Source organism: Actinomadura rubrobrunea NBRC 15275 (assembly GCF_001552235.1).
In the GTDB taxonomy this organism is placed as follows: domain Bacteria; phylum Actinomycetota; class Actinomycetes; order Streptosporangiales; family Streptosporangiaceae; genus Spirillospora; species Spirillospora viridilutea.
The window spans coordinates 46,760-61,352 of sequence record NZ_BCQU01000035.1 but is presented as its reverse complement, the minus strand read 5'-3'; the positions used below and the strand labels follow the sequence as shown (position 1 = coordinate 61,352).

Below are 14,593 nucleotides of genomic sequence, written 5' to 3'. Positions count from 1 at the left end.
GCAAGGGCGAGGCGCCGCCCCGGGGGCGCCGCGACGGGGAACGGGGGGCGCGCGATGACCGCCGCCTCAGCGGCCGCCGGCCTGCCCGAGGCCGCGCCGACCCGCCGGGTCGGCCTCGGCGTCAGCGCCCGCAACGTCGCCACCTTGGCCTGGCGGAACCTGGTGCAGATCAAGCACAACCCGATGGAGCTGCTGGACCTGTCCATCCAGCCCATCATGTTCGTGCTGCTGTTCGCCTACGTGTTCGGCCCGCCGATGGCCGGCAGCGTCGACGCCTATCTGCCCATCGTGATCCCCGGCATCATCGCGCAGAACGCGCTGTTCGCCGGCATGACCACCGGCTACGGGCTGAACGTGGACATCACCAAGGGGGTCTACGACCGGTTCCGCAGCCTCCCGATCGCGCGCGGCGCCCCGCTGTTCGGCCGGATCATCGCCGACACCGTCAAGCAGGCGTGGTCGATGCTGGTCCTGCTGCTGGTCGGGTTCGCCATCGGCTTTCGGATCGAGACCGGCCCGCTGGGCCTGCTGGCCGCGTTCGGGCTGATCCTGCTGTTCGCCCTGCTGTTCACGTGGATCTCGGTGTTCGTCGGGGTGTCGGTCAGCGAGCCGGAGAAGGTGCAGATCTTCGGGTTCACGATCATCTTCCCGATCACGTTCCTGAGCACCGCGTTCATCAAGCTGTCCCCCGGGACCCCCGACTGGCTGGCGTTCGTCATGCGGAACAACCCCCTGTCGCAGCTGGTCGAGTCGATCCGCGGCCTGCTGGTGGGCGGCCCGGTGCTGGAGCACGCCTGGATCGCCGTGGCCTGGGGAGCGGCCTTCATGGCGGTCTTCGCCCCGCTGTCCATCCGCCAGCTCCGCCGCCGCGTCTGAGCGGACGCGGGGTCCGAGCCGACACGTGACAGCCCCGGACGGCCGACGGGTCGTCCGGGGCTGTCGTGTCCTCCGCCTGGGCCGCCGCGCCCGAGGGGCGGCTCCCCGCCCGCGCGGATCAGGCGGCGTTCTCCTTCTCCTTGGGCTTGGCGTCGGCGAGCGCGGCCAGCTGGAAGTCGGCGCGCGGCTGCTCGATGATGCCCAGCGAGACGGTCTCGCGCTTGAGGAACAGCGCCAGCGTCCAGTCGGCCAGGACCCGGATCTTGCGGTTGAGGGTCGGCACCCGCAGGCCGTGGTAGGTGCGGTGCATGAACCAGGCGGGCCAGCCCTTCACCCGGAAGCCGTAGGTGTAGGCGACGCCCTTGTGGAGGCCGAGACCGGCCACCGCGCCCACGTTGTTGTGCACGTACGGCTTGAGGGGCTTGCCGCGCAGCGACCGCACCAGGTTGTCGGCGAGCACCTTGGCCTGGCGGACCGCGTGCTGGGCGTTCGGCGGGCAGGTCATGCCGTCCTGCGTCAGGTCCGGGACGGCCGCGTTGTCGCCGGCGGTGAACGCGCGCACCAGGCCCTCGATGGTGAGGTACTCGGTGGCCTTGACGCGGCCGCGCTCGTCCAGCGGCAGGTCGCTGTTGCGCACGACCGGGGCGGCCTTGACGCCCGCGTTCCACACCAGCGTGCCCGCCGGGAACCGGCTGCCGTCCGACAGCTCGATCTCGCCGTCCACCGCGGACTTCAGCAGGGTCTTCAGCTTGACGTCGATGCCGCGGCCGCGCAGCTGCTCGGCGGTCCACTTGCCCATGTCCGGCCCCACCTCGGGCAGGATCCGGTCGGCCGCCTCGACGAGGATGAACCGCAGATCCTGGGGGGTGACCTTGCGCATGTACGTGACCGCGTCGCGGGTCATGTCCTCCAGCTCGGCGACCGCCTCCACGCCGGCGAAGCCGCCGCCGACGAACACGAAGGTCAGCGCCTTGCGGCGGACCTCCTCGTCGTCGGTGGACTCGGCGATCTCCAGCTGCTGCAGCACGTGGTTGCGCAGGTGGATGGCCTCGCCGATGGTCTTCAGGCTGATGCCGTGCTCGGCCAGGCCGGGGATCGGCAGGATGCGCGGCACCGCGCCGGCCGCCATCACCAGGTAGTCGTAGGAGATCCGCTCGGGCGGCCCGGCCAGCGGCTGCACGATCGCCCACCCCTCGCCGTGGTTCAGCTCGGTCACCCGGGCGTTGCGCACGGTGCAGCGCGGCAGCACGCGCCGCAGCGGCACCACCACGTGCCGCGGCGAGATGTTCCCGGCGGCGGCCTCGGGCAGGAACGGCTGGTAGGTCATGTACGAGTTGGGGTCGACGACTGTGATCTTCACCTCGCCGCGCTTGAGCTCGCGGCGCAGCTTCTTCTGCAGCCGCAGCGCGGTGTACATGCCCACGTAGCCGCCACCCACGATGAGGATGTGGGGAGCGCCAGGGGTCTCCTCGACGGTCCTGGCCATCGACGGCCTCCTCTGTCACGGTCGGCTTGTGAATACATTCACAAACTATCCGACCGACCCAGGTCTAGACCAATCGTTTTGAGGCGAAAAACGACAGAAGTTGCTGGAGTGTCAACTTGGAACGCTCGCAGCCGCGTGAACTTCATCACCTCTTTCCCATGAACCGGACGACATGGGACGTACTTCACAGATCATCGACTCGGCCCGCGAATCTCACGCGCCTCGGGGTTCACAGGGGGGAAAGACCCGTTCCACCCCTCTCGAACCCCTAAGGTGGGGCCGAACGCGGCAAGGGGGCGCCGCCGGCCAGGCGCGGTCCCCGAGGCCGCCCGCGACCGAACCGTCAAGTTGACCCGAGTCCGGCGGGGCGCGGCGTACGATCTCGCCCGGGAGCGTATCGATGATGAGCAGACACCGGCGTCCGGTCACGGCCACCGCGGCCGCCGTGGCGCTCGCCGGCGCGCTGAGCGGCTGCGGTCTGATCGGCCTGCCGCAGAACCAGAGCGCCGAACTGGCGGAGTGGTTCACCGTCACCAGTCCGGTGTTCCGCGATGGCCACGACTTGCCCACGCGGTACGCCTGCGCGACGTACCCTGGCGGTCAGGGCAAGACCCCGCCGTTGCGGTGGTCGGGGACCCCGGCCGGAACCAAGTCCTTCGCGATCGTCATGGACGACCCGGACGGACCCGAGGGCGCCTACGTGCACTGGGTCATCGCCGGGATCGACGGGACCACCCAGCAGATCGTCGAGGGCGCCCGCCTGGAGAAGACGGTCGAGGGCCTCAACACCGGCAACAAGGTGGGCTACACGCCGCCGTGTCCACCCAGGGGCGAGCGGCACCGGTACCGGTACACCATCTACGCGCTCGACGTGCCGAACGACAGACCGCTGTTCCGCAGCGGGGCGCCGCTGGAGGAGTCGCTCGGCGCCATCGCCGAGCACACCGTGGGCCGGGGCCGGATCACGGGGAGATTCGGAGACGAGCAGACGCGTTGACCGTGGGGCCGCTGAGCGCAGGGGGGCAGGGGCCGCCCCAACGGGGGCGCGGACGACAGCGGCGCGGGGGCCGACCAGCGGGTCGGCTGGTACGCGCCAGGCGAGGGCAGATGTGCGCGAATGGTGTGACAACGGTCATAGCGGTCGGTCAGAATCGGTCTGTCGGTCAGAATCGGTCTAGGTCCCCCGGGATCGGGCCGCCGACGACCGGACGGTCGGCAATCGGGACGAACCCGCAGGCCCCGCTGACGCATCTCGTCGGGCCAAGGCATTGGGTGGTGGCATGACAACTTACATCGTGGTCTTCGGCCTGATCGTGGTCGTCGTCCTGGTGGTCGTCCTGGTGGCCCTCGGCCTGCGGGCCAGCCGGGCGAGCCGGGACGACGACGACTGGATGGCCGACGAGCAGCCGCCCCGCGGCTTGCGGTCCGGCGGGCACCCCGACGAGGCCGCCGACGACGGCTACGGCTACGAAGGCGGCTACGAGGACGGCTACGACCAGGGCCGCGGCGAGCCCCAGGGCGGCTACGACCGCCGCGTCGCCGGCGGCTCGGGTCCGCTCGCCGCGCCGACCCCGGCGCAGGCGGGCGCCGACGCGGAGGAGATGGAGGACGACGACTACTGGGCCACCATCACCTTCGACAAGCCCAAGTTCCCCTGGCAGCACGACAAGCAGGACCAGGCGGAGGTCGACCCGGCCGAGGACCCGCTGCTCGCCCAGGGCCAGCAGGACCAGCCCGCGGAGCCGCCCATGCCGCAGCAGCCGGTCTCGGCGGGCGCCGACATGCCCGGCGGCCCCGCCCAGGGCGGACGCGGCGCGGGCCCCCAGCAGGCGCCGCCGCAGCAGTCCTTCCCCCCGGCCGCGCACCTGGCGGCCGACCCCGGCGCCACCACCCGCCTGTCGGGCGACCCGAGCGCGACCTCCCACCTGCCCGGCGACCCGGGCGCGACCGCGAACGACCCCCTGCCCCCCGAGATCGTGGGCCAGGCCCAGGCGGCGTACGGCGCCGGCCCCCAGGACCAGCCGGCCTACGGGAGCGCGGACCCGTCCCCGTTCGGCCCGCCCTCCGGCGGGCAGGAGCCGTCGTACGGCTCCGGGACGTCCGGCGCCTCCGGGGCGGACCAGTCCGCGCCGTTCGGCGGCGACCCGCTCGGCACCGGCGGCTCCCCCTCTTACGGCACGACCGGGCCGATGGCCCGTCCCGAGGGCTTCGACCGGCCGCTGTCCTCGTCCGGCACCGGAGCCCCGGCGGGCGGCTCCGACGCCCTGGGGCTGTCCCTCGGCCGCACGGACGAGCACCCCGTGCGCGGCCTCGGCGACCTGGGCCGCGCTCCTGAGCCCGCCGACCACGGCGGCTACGGGGCGACGCCGCCCGCGCCGCCCCCGGCCGCGCCGACGCCCGCCCCGTCGGCTCCCGCCGCCTCGGGCTCCGGATCGAAGTCGGGCGACGACCACAAGCTGCCCACAGTGGACGAGCTGCTGCAGCGGATCCAGAACGAGCGGTCCGCCAGCGCCGGCACCGCCCCGCGCCCGGCGCCCACAACGCCGCCCCCGTCCGATCCCGAGCCGTCCGGCTCCTCGTTCGGCGGCTCCCGCACCGACCCGCTGAGCGACCCGCTCGGCTCCGGCGGCTCCTCGTTCGGCTCGCCCGGCTCGACCGGCCCGTGGTCGACGCCGTCGCCGTCGACGGGCCTGGGCGGGTACGGCTCCGGCGGCCAGAGCGGCGGCGACGCGTATCCGACGTCCCCCGCCTACGGCGACTCCTCCCGGTTCGACGACCCGCTGAACACCGGCCGCGACTCTTTCGGCTCCTCGTTCACGGGCGCGGGCGACCAGCAGCCCTCCAGCGAGCCCCGCTACACCGACTTCAGCGGCAGCAGCTTCAGCCCCAGCGACCCGTTGGGGATCGACTCCTCCGCCGGGTCGAGCGGGGGCACGCCCCCCGGCGGCGGCTTCGGCGACCCGGGCGCCACCCAGGTCTACGGCGGGGGCTACTACGGCTCCCAGCAGGGGTACCCGGGCTCCCAGCCCCCGCCCGGAGGCTCCCAGGACCAGAACGGCGGCTACGGGTCGTCCTACCCCGGCGGCCCCTCCCGCGGCGAGCCCGACGACTGGGAGAGCCACCGCGACTACCGCCGCTGACACTCGCGGAACGCGCCCGTCGGCCCTCACAGGCCCGGCGGGCGCGTTGCTTTACGCCCTCACGACCGGTCACGGAAAAGCGGCCACGTCGGCCTCCTGGCGCACCGCACCACGCGTGCCTGCCGCGGAGGCCGGCGTCGAGCAGGTACGCGCGCACTGGTAGGAAGGGGGGCGTGACCGGCGATATCACACCAGCGCGCTCATCCTCGCCGCATGCCCGCTGGTGGGCCCCCTGGGCGGATCGGCGCCCCCGCGGCCCGCAAGCGGACGATTCAGAGGCGTCGGCCGGCGCCCTGCTGCTGGACGGGGTGCGCGAGTACCACGGCAGCACGGCGCCCCTGGTCCGTCCGATCATGGCGGAGCTGGCGTTCGAGCAGAAGCCGGAGCACCTGTTCATCACGTGCGTGGACTCGCGGGTGGTGCCGAACACCATCACCGCCAGCGGCCCCGGCGACCTGTTCATCAACCGCAACGTCGGCAACCTGGTGCCGCGGTACGGCTCCCGCACGCCGGACGACTCGGTGGCCGCCACCGTCGAATACGCGGTCGACGTCCTGGACATCCGCACCATCACCGTGTGCGGCCACTCCAACTGCGGCGCGATGGCGGCGCTGCTGGCCGGGGGCCGGGAGGTGCGTCACCTTACTTCCCTGACCCGCTGGCTCAGGCACGGCCTTCCCAGCCTGACCCGCTTCCTCGACGCCGAGCCGAGCGGGGACGCGCCGCCGCTGACGCGCCTCTGCCAGATCAACGTGGCGCAGCAGCTGGACAACCTGCTCACCTATCCGTGGCTGCGCGAACGGGCGGAGGCCGGCGATCTCGAACTCATCGGGCTCTTCCTGGACCTGGAGACGGCCGTGGTGCACGTCCTGGACCGGTCGTCGGGGGCGTTCGTCCCTGTCCCGGACGACGCCCCCGACGAGGCTTCCACGAACGCGTCCTGACCCGAAAGGGCCGCCTGGCGGGCTCCGTCGACGGCCCGCCGTCCGTCCCCGCCATCAGTGCACGAGCTCTTCCAGGCGCCGCTCCTCGGGGCCGCGGGTGTACATCCCGACCGCCCAGCGGTGCCGCCGGGCCCGCGCGTTGGGAGCGGGGAGGCGGGGGTCGTCGCACCGGGTGCTCCGGGCGAAGTCCGCCAGGAAGACCAGTGAGGCCAGCAAGGCGGTGAAACCGGCAACGATCGCCACAACGGACATCGGCGCTCCTCTCTCCCCGGGGCCGCCCTCTCGGGGCCGGACCCCGCCGCCACCGGCCGTCCCCCTGTGATCGGCCGTACTTCGGACGTTAGCCGCGCCGTTTCGACTCAACTGTGTCGTATGACCCGAAGTAGCGAACGGATTGCCGTTGTTCGCCTCGCCGTCCGATTCCCTCCGCGAAGGCTCCGCCCGCGCCGTCCGGGGAGGCGGCGGATGAATGGCGGATGGATGGGGAAGAGCGGCGGACGAGTCGGCCTGTAGGCCGGGTTCTGTACCGCCGCGGCAGCGGCGGTGACGGCCATCCATCTCGGGTCGCCGTTGCCGACGACCTCTAGCGGTCTACCCGCAGGCATCGGACGGGCAGCCCTCGAGCGCCTGCGCGGGAAGCGTGCGCTTCCCTTCTTGACCTTGCTCCGGGTGGGGTTTACCGAGCCGCCCACGTCACCGTGGGCGCTGGTGAGCTCTTACCTCACCGTTTCACCCTTACCACCGGTCGCCCGATGGCGGTATGTTTTCTGTGGCACTGTCCCGCGGGTCACCCCGGGTCGGCGTTACCGACCACCCTGCCCTGTGGAGCCCGGACCTTCCTCGGCGGGGCGCGAGGCCCCGACGCGGCCGTCCGGCCGGCTCGTCCGCCGTACGACAAAGCCTATCGAAGCCCGGCAAGGCGGGAGCGCGCCTCCTGACGGGCGCCGGCCGGGGCCCGTCAGGAGGCGAGGTGGTGGACGTCGTTGAACGACCGCAGCGTCGCCGGGCCGTCGTCGTACCAGTCGATCCGCGACAGCGACGCCACGTCCAGCCCCATGCGGTACATGGCCGGGAAGGGGGCGCCGAGCGCGGTCACCACCAGCAGCTTGATCGGCGTCACGTGGGTGACGACCAGCACCTTCCGGTGGCGGTAGCGGACCTTGAGCTTGTCCAGCGCGGTGCGGACGCGGCGTGCGGCGTCGGTGAAGCTCTCCCCGCCCGGCGGGGCGACGGACGGGTCCGCCAGCCACGCCTTCAGCTCGTCCGGCCACCGCTCCCCCACCTCGGCGAAGGTGAGCCCTTCCCAGGCGCCGAAATCGGTCTCGCGGAAGCCGTCCTCGACGCGGACCTGCGCTCCGGTGGCGGCGGCGACCTCGGCGGCGGTGTCGCGGCAGCGGCTCAGCGGCGAGGTGACGATCGCCTCGATCCCCGCGTCGCGCAGGGCCCGCGCGGCCGCCCTGGCCTGGGCGAGGCCCACGTCGGTGAGGGGGACGTCGCCGGTGCCCGCGAAGCGCTTCTCCACCGACATCGGCGTCTCACCGTGCCGGAGCAGGTAGGTGGTGGTCGGGGTGGTGGAGGGGGGCGACCAGGCGGGGGCCGCGTCGTCCTCCTCGGGGGCGGGCGCGGTCTCGCGGGAGGCGCCGCCGGATTCGCGGGTCCAGTGCTCGCCGCGGGCGGCGGCGTCCATGGCCTCGTTGGCCAGGCGGTCGGCGTGGGTGTTGCGGTCGCGCGGCACCCACTCGTACGACACCGAGCCGAGGCCCGCGGCGATCTCCCGGGCCTGCAGCGCCAGCGGGACCAGGTCCGGGTGCTTGATCTTCCAGCGGCCGGACATCTGCTCGACGACGAGCTTGGAGTCCATCCGCACCTCGACGCGGGCGGACGGGTCGACGCCCGCGGCGGCGCGCAGCCCGGCGATCAGGCCGCGGTACTCGGCGACGTTGTTGGTGGCGGTGCCGATCGCTTCGGCGACCTCGGCCAGCACCTCCCGGGTGAGCGCGTCGCGGACCAGCGCGCCGTACCCGGCGGGTCCCGGGTTGCCCCGGGACCCGCCGTCGGCCTCGACGACCAGTCTGCGGCCGGGGCGGGACGCGCTCACAGCCCCGACTCGGGGGTGCGCACGAGGATGCGGCGGCACTCCTCGCAGCGGACCACCTCGTCCGGCGCGGCGGCGCGGATGCGGTTGAGGTCGACGGTGTTGATCGCCAGGTGGCAGCCCTGGCAGGCGCCCCGGTGCAGCTTGGCGGCGCCCACCCCGCCGAACTGGCCGCGCAGCTTCTCGTACAGGTCGAGCAGGTCGGCGGGGATGTCCTTGGCGACCGCGGTGCGCGCGGCGCTGGTGGTGCCCGTCTCCTCGTCGATCTTCCGCCAGGCCTCGTCGCGCCGGCGTTCGGCGTCGGCCAGGTCGGCCTCGGCGGCCTGCAGGTCGGCGCGCAGCGAGGCGAGCCGGCCCTCGGCCTCCTCCCGCCGCTCCATGATCTCCAGGACGACCTCCTCCAGGTCGGACTGGCGGCGCTGCAGCGAGGCGAGCTCGGCCTGCAGCCCGCTGAGGTCCTTGGCGGAGGAGACCTGGCCGGAGTCCAGGCGCTTGCGGTCCCGCTCGGCCCGCGCCCGGACCTGGTCGACGTCCTGCTCGGCCTTGCGCTGCTCGCGGTCCAGGTCGCCGATCTCGGTCTCGGCGGCGACCACGGCGTCGCGCAGCTCGCGCACGCGGGCCTGCAGACGCTCGATCTCGGCCAGCTCGGGCAGCGTGCGGCGGCGGTGCGCGAGGCGGTCGAGGCTGGTGTCCAGCTCCTGCAGATCGATCAGGCGCAGCTGGGCTTGCGGTGCGGCTTTCACTTTGCTCCTTCGTGGTGCAGGCGCCACGCGTCGGTGACGAGCGCGGACACCCGGGTCTCCAGCTTGCGCTCGGCCTCCGCGGCGGCGGAAGGCGGCGCGGAGGCCGGGCGCGCGGCGGTGGCGGCGTGGTCGGCGTGCTCGGCGTGGTCGGCGTGCTCGGTGGAGGCGTCGCAGGAGGCGAGGGCGGCGCGCAGGCGGCGTTCGACGTCGGCCAGCCACGGCCATTCGGTCGCCCAGTGCGCGGCGTCGATCAGCGCGGGCCCGCCGTGCTCGGCGAACTCCGAGGCGGGGTGGTGCCGCAGGTCCGCGGTGAGGTAGGCGTCGACGCCGAGGGCGCGGGCGGTGTCGAGCAGGGAGTCGCCCGCGCCGCCGCAGACGGCCACGGTGCGGACGGGCCGGTCGGGGTCGCCCGCGGCCCGCACGCCCCACGCGGTGGCCGGGAGCCCGGCGGCCACGCGGGCGGTGAACTCCCGCAGCGGCAGCGGCTCGGGCAGCGCGCCGACGCGGCCGAGCCCGCGGCGCGGGTCGTCGGCGGCGGGGACCATGGGGCGCAGCTCCCCGGTCAGGCCGACGGCGCGGGCGAGCGCGTCGGACACACCGGGGTCGGCGACGTCGGCGTTGGTGTGGGCGGTGAACAGGGCCGTGCCGTTGCGGATCAGGCGGTGGACGAGCCGTCCCTTGGGAGTGGCGGCGGCCACGCTGTTGACCGGGCGCAGCAGCAGCGGATGGTGGGTGACCAGCAGGTCGGCGCCCCACTCCACGGCCTCGTCGACGACGGCCGCCACGGGGTCCACGGCGAACATCACCCGGCGGACCTCCTGGTCGGGGTCGCCGCAGACCAGCCCGACGGCGTCCCACGACTCGGCCCACGAGGGCGGGTAGAGCGTGTCGAGGACCTCGATGACATGGGACAGACGCACGCCCGCAGGCTACCGCCCCCGGGCGCTCCCGGCCGAGCCGCGACGCGGCTCACCGCCGCGCACCGGTTATCGTGTGGAAAATCCGTGGTCTCGGCGGTACGAGACGGGCTTCGTGGGCACGAACCACGTAGGCTCGGACGAACCAGTTGTCTCTTCCACCACTGGAGGTGGCGTGCACGGCCGCAACCGCACGGTTCTCGGTGCGCGGATCAGCAGCGCGCGCCCGGCGCGCCGGGGCTCTGCGAGAGTGTTCACGTGAAGCTGCCGTTTCGCCGCAGGCGCGGACGCCTGAAGGGCCGTGCCGCCGACCGCGCGAAGTCCAAGGCCAGGCCGAAGCCGGAGCACGAGGTGGTCGACTGGCCCACCGAGGGCACCGGCAAGACCTCGCTGATGGGCGCGATCCGCGGGGACGGCTCGACCGGGGCCGGGTTCGGCGGCGCGATGTTCGAGGACCTGGCCAGCGTGTTCGAGGGGTCGCGCCGGGTGAAGGTCGAGGAGCAGCAGCAGCAGAAGCTGCGCCGCCACGACGACCGGCTGCAGGCCGGCCGCGGCGGACGCCCCGACCTGAGCACCGGCAAGATCCGCATCCAGCGGTCGGCGTCCGGCCCGTCCGACGGGAACGGGGCCGCGCCGGGAGACCCGGAGGCGGACGGCGCGACGGCGTCGTGACCCGATATCGAACGGATGTTCGATATCGGGTTATCGTGAGAGGGTGAGCACGTACGTTCCGCCCGGTTGGCCTGCCCAGGTGCATCCGCCCGGAACCGAGCGCTTCGAGGACACGGCGACGGCGTGGCTGCTCGACCTCGTGCCGCCGGACTACCGCCGTCACGGCGTCCTGCGCCGCTACCCGGTGGCGCTGGCGCGCATGGCGCGGCACCACGTGAGCGCGGCCGTGGAGGCCGCGCGGGAGGGGTTCCGCACCGCCCGAGTCGAGCTGGGCGGCATGGTCCCCCCGCACGGCGTCGAGGCCGTCCTGGACGCCTACCGCGCGGAGGGCGCCCGCCTGGTCGCGCTGCTCCGGGCGGTCGAGCTGGTGGAGACGGCGCTGCGCGTCCAGGCGCGCCCGGACGACCCCGAAGGCCGCCGCCTGTTCACCCCGAAGATCTGATCGTGCTTCGGGCGTCCCGCCCGCGGCGGGCGATCAGCCGTGGTACTTGCGGGCCAAGACGCGGTAGGTGTTGCCGGGACCGGGGACGAGCGGCACCAGGAGCCGGTCGAGCAGCGCCGCGGCGGCCGCCAGCGGACGCGCCGCCGCGGCGGCGGCCAGGTACCGGACGCGCGCCCCGGCGCGCGCCCGGGGCGCCCAGGGACGGCCGGGCGGCGGCCCGAACGCCTGCAGGGCGATCAGCACGGCGGACGCCAGGTCGTGGCGCCGGTGGGCGCGGCGCCGGCGGCGGGCGACGATCCGCATGCCGCGCGCGGTCAGCGCGCGCTCCAGGTTGCCGATGGGGATCAGGTGCAGGTGGCGGGGTTGCAGCCAGCCCGCCCAGAAGCGGCGCAGGAGCCGCCCGAGCGGGCATTCGGGGTCGGGCAGCTCGACGAGCAGGTGCCCGCCCGGCGGGAGCATCTTGATGGCGATGTCCAGTTCCGTCGCCGGGTCGGGCGTCTGCTCCAGGTGCCGGTGCATGCTGATGACGTCGTAGCGTCCGGCGAGCTCGTCTCCCAGGTCGGCGAGCGCGCCGCGGTAGGGGCGGCGGATCCAGCCGCGCCCCGCCGCGTCCTCGACGCCGTCGCCCTGGTCCAGTCCGTCGAACTCGGTGCCGGGCAGGACGGTCCGCGCGACGCGGCAGAAGTGGCCGCGGCCGGTGCCGACGTCCAGCCAGGCGCGCGGGGCCAGGTGGGCGGCGACGGCCATTTCGGCGCGGGCCATATGGACGCGGCATTGGGCGGCCAGGGCGTGCTCAGCGGTTTCGGCGGCGAGCCCGTCGTAGACGTCGCGCCGGTAGAACTCCAGGCCGGCGGCGGTGAGCGGGGGGTTCTGGAAGATGTGGCCACAGGCCCGGCAGCGGTCGAGCGTGAAGCGGCCCGGCTTGGCCTGGATGACGTCGGCGCTGGTCAGATGGTGCTGGAGGGAGCGGGCGCCGCACCAGGGGCAGTCGTCCCGCCGCGGCTGGAAGAACCGCTCCATCCCGTCGGCCAAGGCGGTGCCGTACCATTCACGGGCCTGCCCCCAGGTCCGCTCCCGCATCCGCTCCCACGCGCACGGCGCGTCCCTGAGGGTGCGCCACCAGTTCCAAGGCGTGAGCACGAGCCGCAGCAGGGCCATCCGGTGCAGGTCCCGCGGTGAAACAGGGGTGCCGGTGAACACCAGGTAGGGGACGGCGCAGTAGACCAGCGCCGCCAGCGCGCCCCACCGCGGCGCGGCGGCCAGGGACGCCAGCACGAGGGCGTAGCTCGTCATGGACGTGCCGACCGTCCACGGCACCGAGACGCCGAGACCGCGCAGCCACGCTCGCCGTCCCGCGCAGGAGGGGACGCCCCTGGGCACGCGGCACGGCACGACGGCCAGGTCGGCCGCGAAGACGCCGTCTTCCAAGGGGCGGGCGTACTGGCGCAGGCGGAGAGTGAGCGCGCCGTATTCGCCGGGATCGAGCGCGCGGGGCCGTGTGCCGGTGCGTTCCAGGACGTCTTCGTCGACGACGGTGGCGTATCCGGCGCCGTTCCCCAAGGCCAGCGGGTCGGACCGGTAGGCGTTCCGGTCGACGCCGCGCGCGAGGTCGAGGGCGCGCTCCACGGGCAGGTCCCGCGGGACCAGGTCGAGCACCTGGAGGCCGTGCTGGCGGGCGTAGGCGCAGGCGGCGCGCCGCAACTGCCCGGACACCACGGCGCCCTCCGCCATCACCAGGCCGTAGGACTCGTCGTGTCCGGGGGTGTCGGTGTCGTAGGAGCCGTCCCAGCGCAGCGACCGGCCGCGCCGCCCGGAGACGGGAAGGCGGGGCAGCGATCCCAGGCGGCGCCGCAGCCGCAGCGCGTTGGCCAGCAGCCCGGCGGCGACGGCGAGGGGGAGCCAGATCACGCCAGTTTCTCCAGCCGGTCGGCGGCCTCGGCCGCGCCGCCCGCCTCGGCGAACGACCGCCGCAGGCGCGCGGCGGCCCGCCGGTGGTCCTCGTCGGTCAGCACCGCGCCGAGCGCGGCGCGCAGCTCGACCGGCGTCGCCTGGTCGAACCGCACGATGATCGCGGCGCCCGCCTCGGCGACCCGGCGGGCGATGACCGAGTGGTCGTACCGGGTGGGCGCGAGCACCAGCGGCAGCCCGTGCGCCAGGCTCCGGCACACGGTGCGGTGCCCGCCGCGGCACAGCACCACCGCCGGGCCCGCCGCCATGCGTTCCAGCAGGGCGGACCGCGGGACGTCGCGGCGTACCAGCACGTTCGGCGGCGGATCGGCGAGCGCGCCGGGCGGGGCGACGACCACGGCCCGCACGTCCAGGCCGGCGACGGCCTCGACGGCGGCGCGCAGGAACCGCTCGGCGGCCGCGCCGCGCGCCGTGCCCAGCGTCACCAGCACCGCCGGGCGGCCGTCCGGCCACTCCCGCGGGACGTCGTCGTCCGTGCGCGGACCGGCCGGGGCGGAACCGGTCGAGCAGGGGCCGACGAAGACGAACCGGTCGGGGAAGGATGCCGCGTCGCCGACCAGCGCGCCGGTGGAGAACACCAGCACCAGGTGGTCGGAGAAGCGCGGGTCGAGCAGGTCCTCGATGCCGTGGTCGAGCTGGAAGTCCCCGATCAGTTCGCGCACGCGCTCTTCGTCCTTGGGCAGGTCCCGCAGCGGCCGGGTGAGCTCGACGGGCGTGGCCGCCGAGGTCGCCCACGGCAGGCCCCGCAGGCGGGCGGCGACGGGCGCGGCCAGCGCCTGCTGGTCGGACACGACCACGTCCGGGCGAAACCGGTCCAGGGCGTTCTGGACGCCGGGCATCATCGCGTGCCCGAGGGGAACGAGGACCTGCTCCCACAGGGAGCGCAGGGCGGCGGGCTCCAGCAGCTCCTGGTCCCCGTCGCTTAGGTCGCGCAGCCGCTGGACGAGGGGTGCGCCGTCGGCGTCATAGATGCGCGCATGCCTGGGCGTCAGGGGCGCGATGCTGTCGCGGTGCCCCACCCAGGCGACCTTGTGACCGCGCCGGACGAGTTCGGCGGCCACGGCGACGGTCGGAAGGATGTGGCCGGTGAACGGCGGCACGGCGAACAGGAACCGCGACGTCTTGGTGCTGCGCTGGGTGGACGGCAGGCCCGGCGTGGGGGCGAGCACCGCGCTCAGCGACGGCACCCGTACGCGACGTGCTCTCACAGCACACCGCCTTCCGCGGCAGCAGCGGTTGAGAAGGCGTTCGCGCCCGCGTGACCGACCATCGACGGCGCCGACGGTCCCGGCCGTCGGCGGTCCGAGGCG

The 14,593-nt window shown here is 74.1% G+C and carries 13 protein-coding genes and 1 other RNA gene; 6 read left to right on the top strand and 8 right to left on the bottom strand.

Annotated features, from left to right (window positions below):
- Window positions 1-54 precede the first annotated feature (54 nt).
- A complete protein-coding gene (locus AR3_RS13500) occupies window positions 55-876 on the top strand; it encodes an ABC transporter permease (protein WP_067913930.1) in 822 nt (273 codons plus the stop codon).
- 118 nt (window positions 877-994) lie between these two features.
- Here AR3_RS13500 and AR3_RS13495 read toward each other — a convergent pair whose 3' ends face one another.
- The gene (locus tag AR3_RS13495) at window positions 995-2,362 is read right to left on the bottom strand and encodes an NAD(P)/FAD-dependent oxidoreductase (protein WP_067913928.1); all 1,368 of its coding nucleotides are present in this window, start codon (window positions 2,360-2,362) and stop codon (window positions 995-997) included.
- Between the two features lie 403 nt (window positions 2,363-2,765).
- On the opposite strand from AR3_RS13495, the gene AR3_RS13490 reads away from it, so the two are divergent.
- From AR3_RS13490 to AR3_RS32170, 3 genes are all read left to right on the top strand, one after another.
- Window positions 2,766-3,359 carry a YbhB/YbcL family Raf kinase inhibitor-like protein gene (locus AR3_RS13490; protein WP_067913947.1) on the top strand — a complete coding sequence of 198 codons (594 nt, stop codon included), beginning with the start codon at window positions 2,766-2,768 and terminating at the stop codon, window positions 3,357-3,359.
- Window positions 3,360-3,642: 283 nt separating this feature from the next.
- The gene (locus tag AR3_RS32175) at window positions 3,643-5,502 is read left to right on the top strand and encodes a hypothetical protein (RefSeq protein ID WP_169803828.1); all 1,860 of its coding nucleotides are present in this window, start codon (window positions 3,643-3,645) and stop codon (window positions 5,500-5,502) included.
- A 173-nt stretch (window positions 5,503-5,675) separates the two neighbouring features.
- On the top strand, window positions 5,676-6,446 hold the full coding sequence (locus AR3_RS32170) for a carbonic anhydrase (RefSeq protein ID WP_227023065.1): 771 nt from the start codon (window positions 5,676-5,678) through the stop codon (window positions 6,444-6,446).
- 54 nt (window positions 6,447-6,500) lie between these two features.
- Here the strand turns inward: AR3_RS32170 and AR3_RS13475 are convergent, their stop codons facing one another.
- From AR3_RS13475 to AR3_RS13455, 5 genes are all read right to left on the bottom strand, one after another.
- The gene (locus tag AR3_RS13475) at window positions 6,501-6,698 is read right to left on the bottom strand and encodes a hypothetical protein (protein WP_067913922.1); all 198 of its coding nucleotides are present in this window, start codon (window positions 6,696-6,698) and stop codon (window positions 6,501-6,503) included.
- A gap of 242 nt (window positions 6,699-6,940) precedes the next feature.
- Window positions 6,941-7,329, bottom strand: an RNA gene (gene rnpB / locus AR3_RS13470) — RNase P RNA component class A.
- Window positions 7,330-7,404: 75 nt separating this feature from the next.
- Window positions 7,405-8,544 carry a bifunctional RNase H/acid phosphatase gene (locus AR3_RS13465; RefSeq protein ID WP_067913919.1) on the bottom strand — a complete coding sequence of 380 codons (1,140 nt, stop codon included), beginning with the start codon at window positions 8,542-8,544 and terminating at the stop codon, window positions 7,405-7,407.
- On the bottom strand, window positions 8,541-9,284 hold the full coding sequence (locus AR3_RS31710) for a zinc ribbon domain-containing protein (protein ID WP_067913916.1): 744 nt from the start codon (window positions 9,282-9,284) through the stop codon (window positions 8,541-8,543). The genes AR3_RS13465 and AR3_RS31710 overlap by 4 nt, the downstream gene beginning before the upstream one ends.
- Window positions 9,281-10,204 carry a Nif3-like dinuclear metal center hexameric protein gene (locus AR3_RS13455; protein ID WP_067913913.1) on the bottom strand — a complete coding sequence of 308 codons (924 nt, stop codon included), beginning with the start codon at window positions 10,202-10,204 and terminating at the stop codon, window positions 9,281-9,283. Before AR3_RS13455 ends, AR3_RS31710 begins: the two co-directional genes overlap by 4 nt.
- 255 nt (window positions 10,205-10,459) lie before the next feature.
- Here AR3_RS13455 and AR3_RS13450 point away from each other — a divergent pair, with 255 nt between their 5' ends.
- Together AR3_RS13450 and AR3_RS13445 are read left to right on the top strand one after the other, a co-directional pair.
- Window positions 10,460-10,873 (top strand): DUF6191 domain-containing protein, encoded by a 414-nt coding sequence (locus AR3_RS13450; protein WP_067913910.1) that lies wholly within the window; start codon window positions 10,460-10,462, stop codon window positions 10,871-10,873.
- Window positions 10,874-10,916: 43 nt separating this feature from the next.
- Window positions 10,917-11,315, top strand: coding sequence for a hypothetical protein (locus tag AR3_RS13445; RefSeq protein WP_067913907.1), 399 nt, complete (start codon window positions 10,917-10,919; stop codon window positions 11,313-11,315).
- A gap of 33 nt (window positions 11,316-11,348) precedes the next feature.
- On the opposite strand, the gene AR3_RS13440 is transcribed toward AR3_RS13445, so the two are convergent.
- Both AR3_RS13440 and AR3_RS13435 read right to left on the bottom strand, forming a co-directional pair.
- Window positions 11,349-13,223 (bottom strand): class I SAM-dependent methyltransferase, encoded by a 1,875-nt coding sequence (locus tag AR3_RS13440; protein ID WP_067913904.1) that lies wholly within the window; start codon window positions 13,221-13,223, stop codon window positions 11,349-11,351.
- A complete protein-coding gene (locus tag AR3_RS13435; RefSeq protein WP_083951464.1) occupies window positions 13,220-14,491 on the bottom strand; it encodes a glycosyltransferase in 1,272 nt (423 codons plus the stop codon). Before AR3_RS13435 ends, AR3_RS13440 begins: the two co-directional genes overlap by 4 nt.
- Window positions 14,492-14,593: the final 102 nt, after the last annotated feature.

What these genes read in the sequence shown, in the direction of transcription:
- AR3_RS13500 (WP_067913930.1), top strand. Translation starts at nt 55, where the DNA reads ATGACCGCCGCCTCAGCGGCCGCCGGCCTGCCCGAGGCCGCGCCGACC.
- AR3_RS13495 (WP_067913928.1), bottom strand. Translation starts at nt 2,362, where the DNA reads ATGGCCAGGACCGTCGAGGAGACCCCTGGCGCTCCCCACATCCTCATC.
- AR3_RS13490 (WP_067913947.1), top strand. Translation starts at nt 2,766, where the DNA reads ATGAGCAGACACCGGCGTCCGGTCACGGCCACCGCGGCCGCCGTGGCG.
- AR3_RS32175 (WP_169803828.1), top strand. Translation starts at nt 3,643, where the DNA reads ATGACAACTTACATCGTGGTCTTCGGCCTGATCGTGGTCGTCGTCCTG.
- AR3_RS13475 (WP_067913922.1), bottom strand. Translation starts at nt 6,698, where the DNA reads ATGTCCGTTGTGGCGATCGTTGCCGGTTTCACCGCCTTGCTGGCCTCA.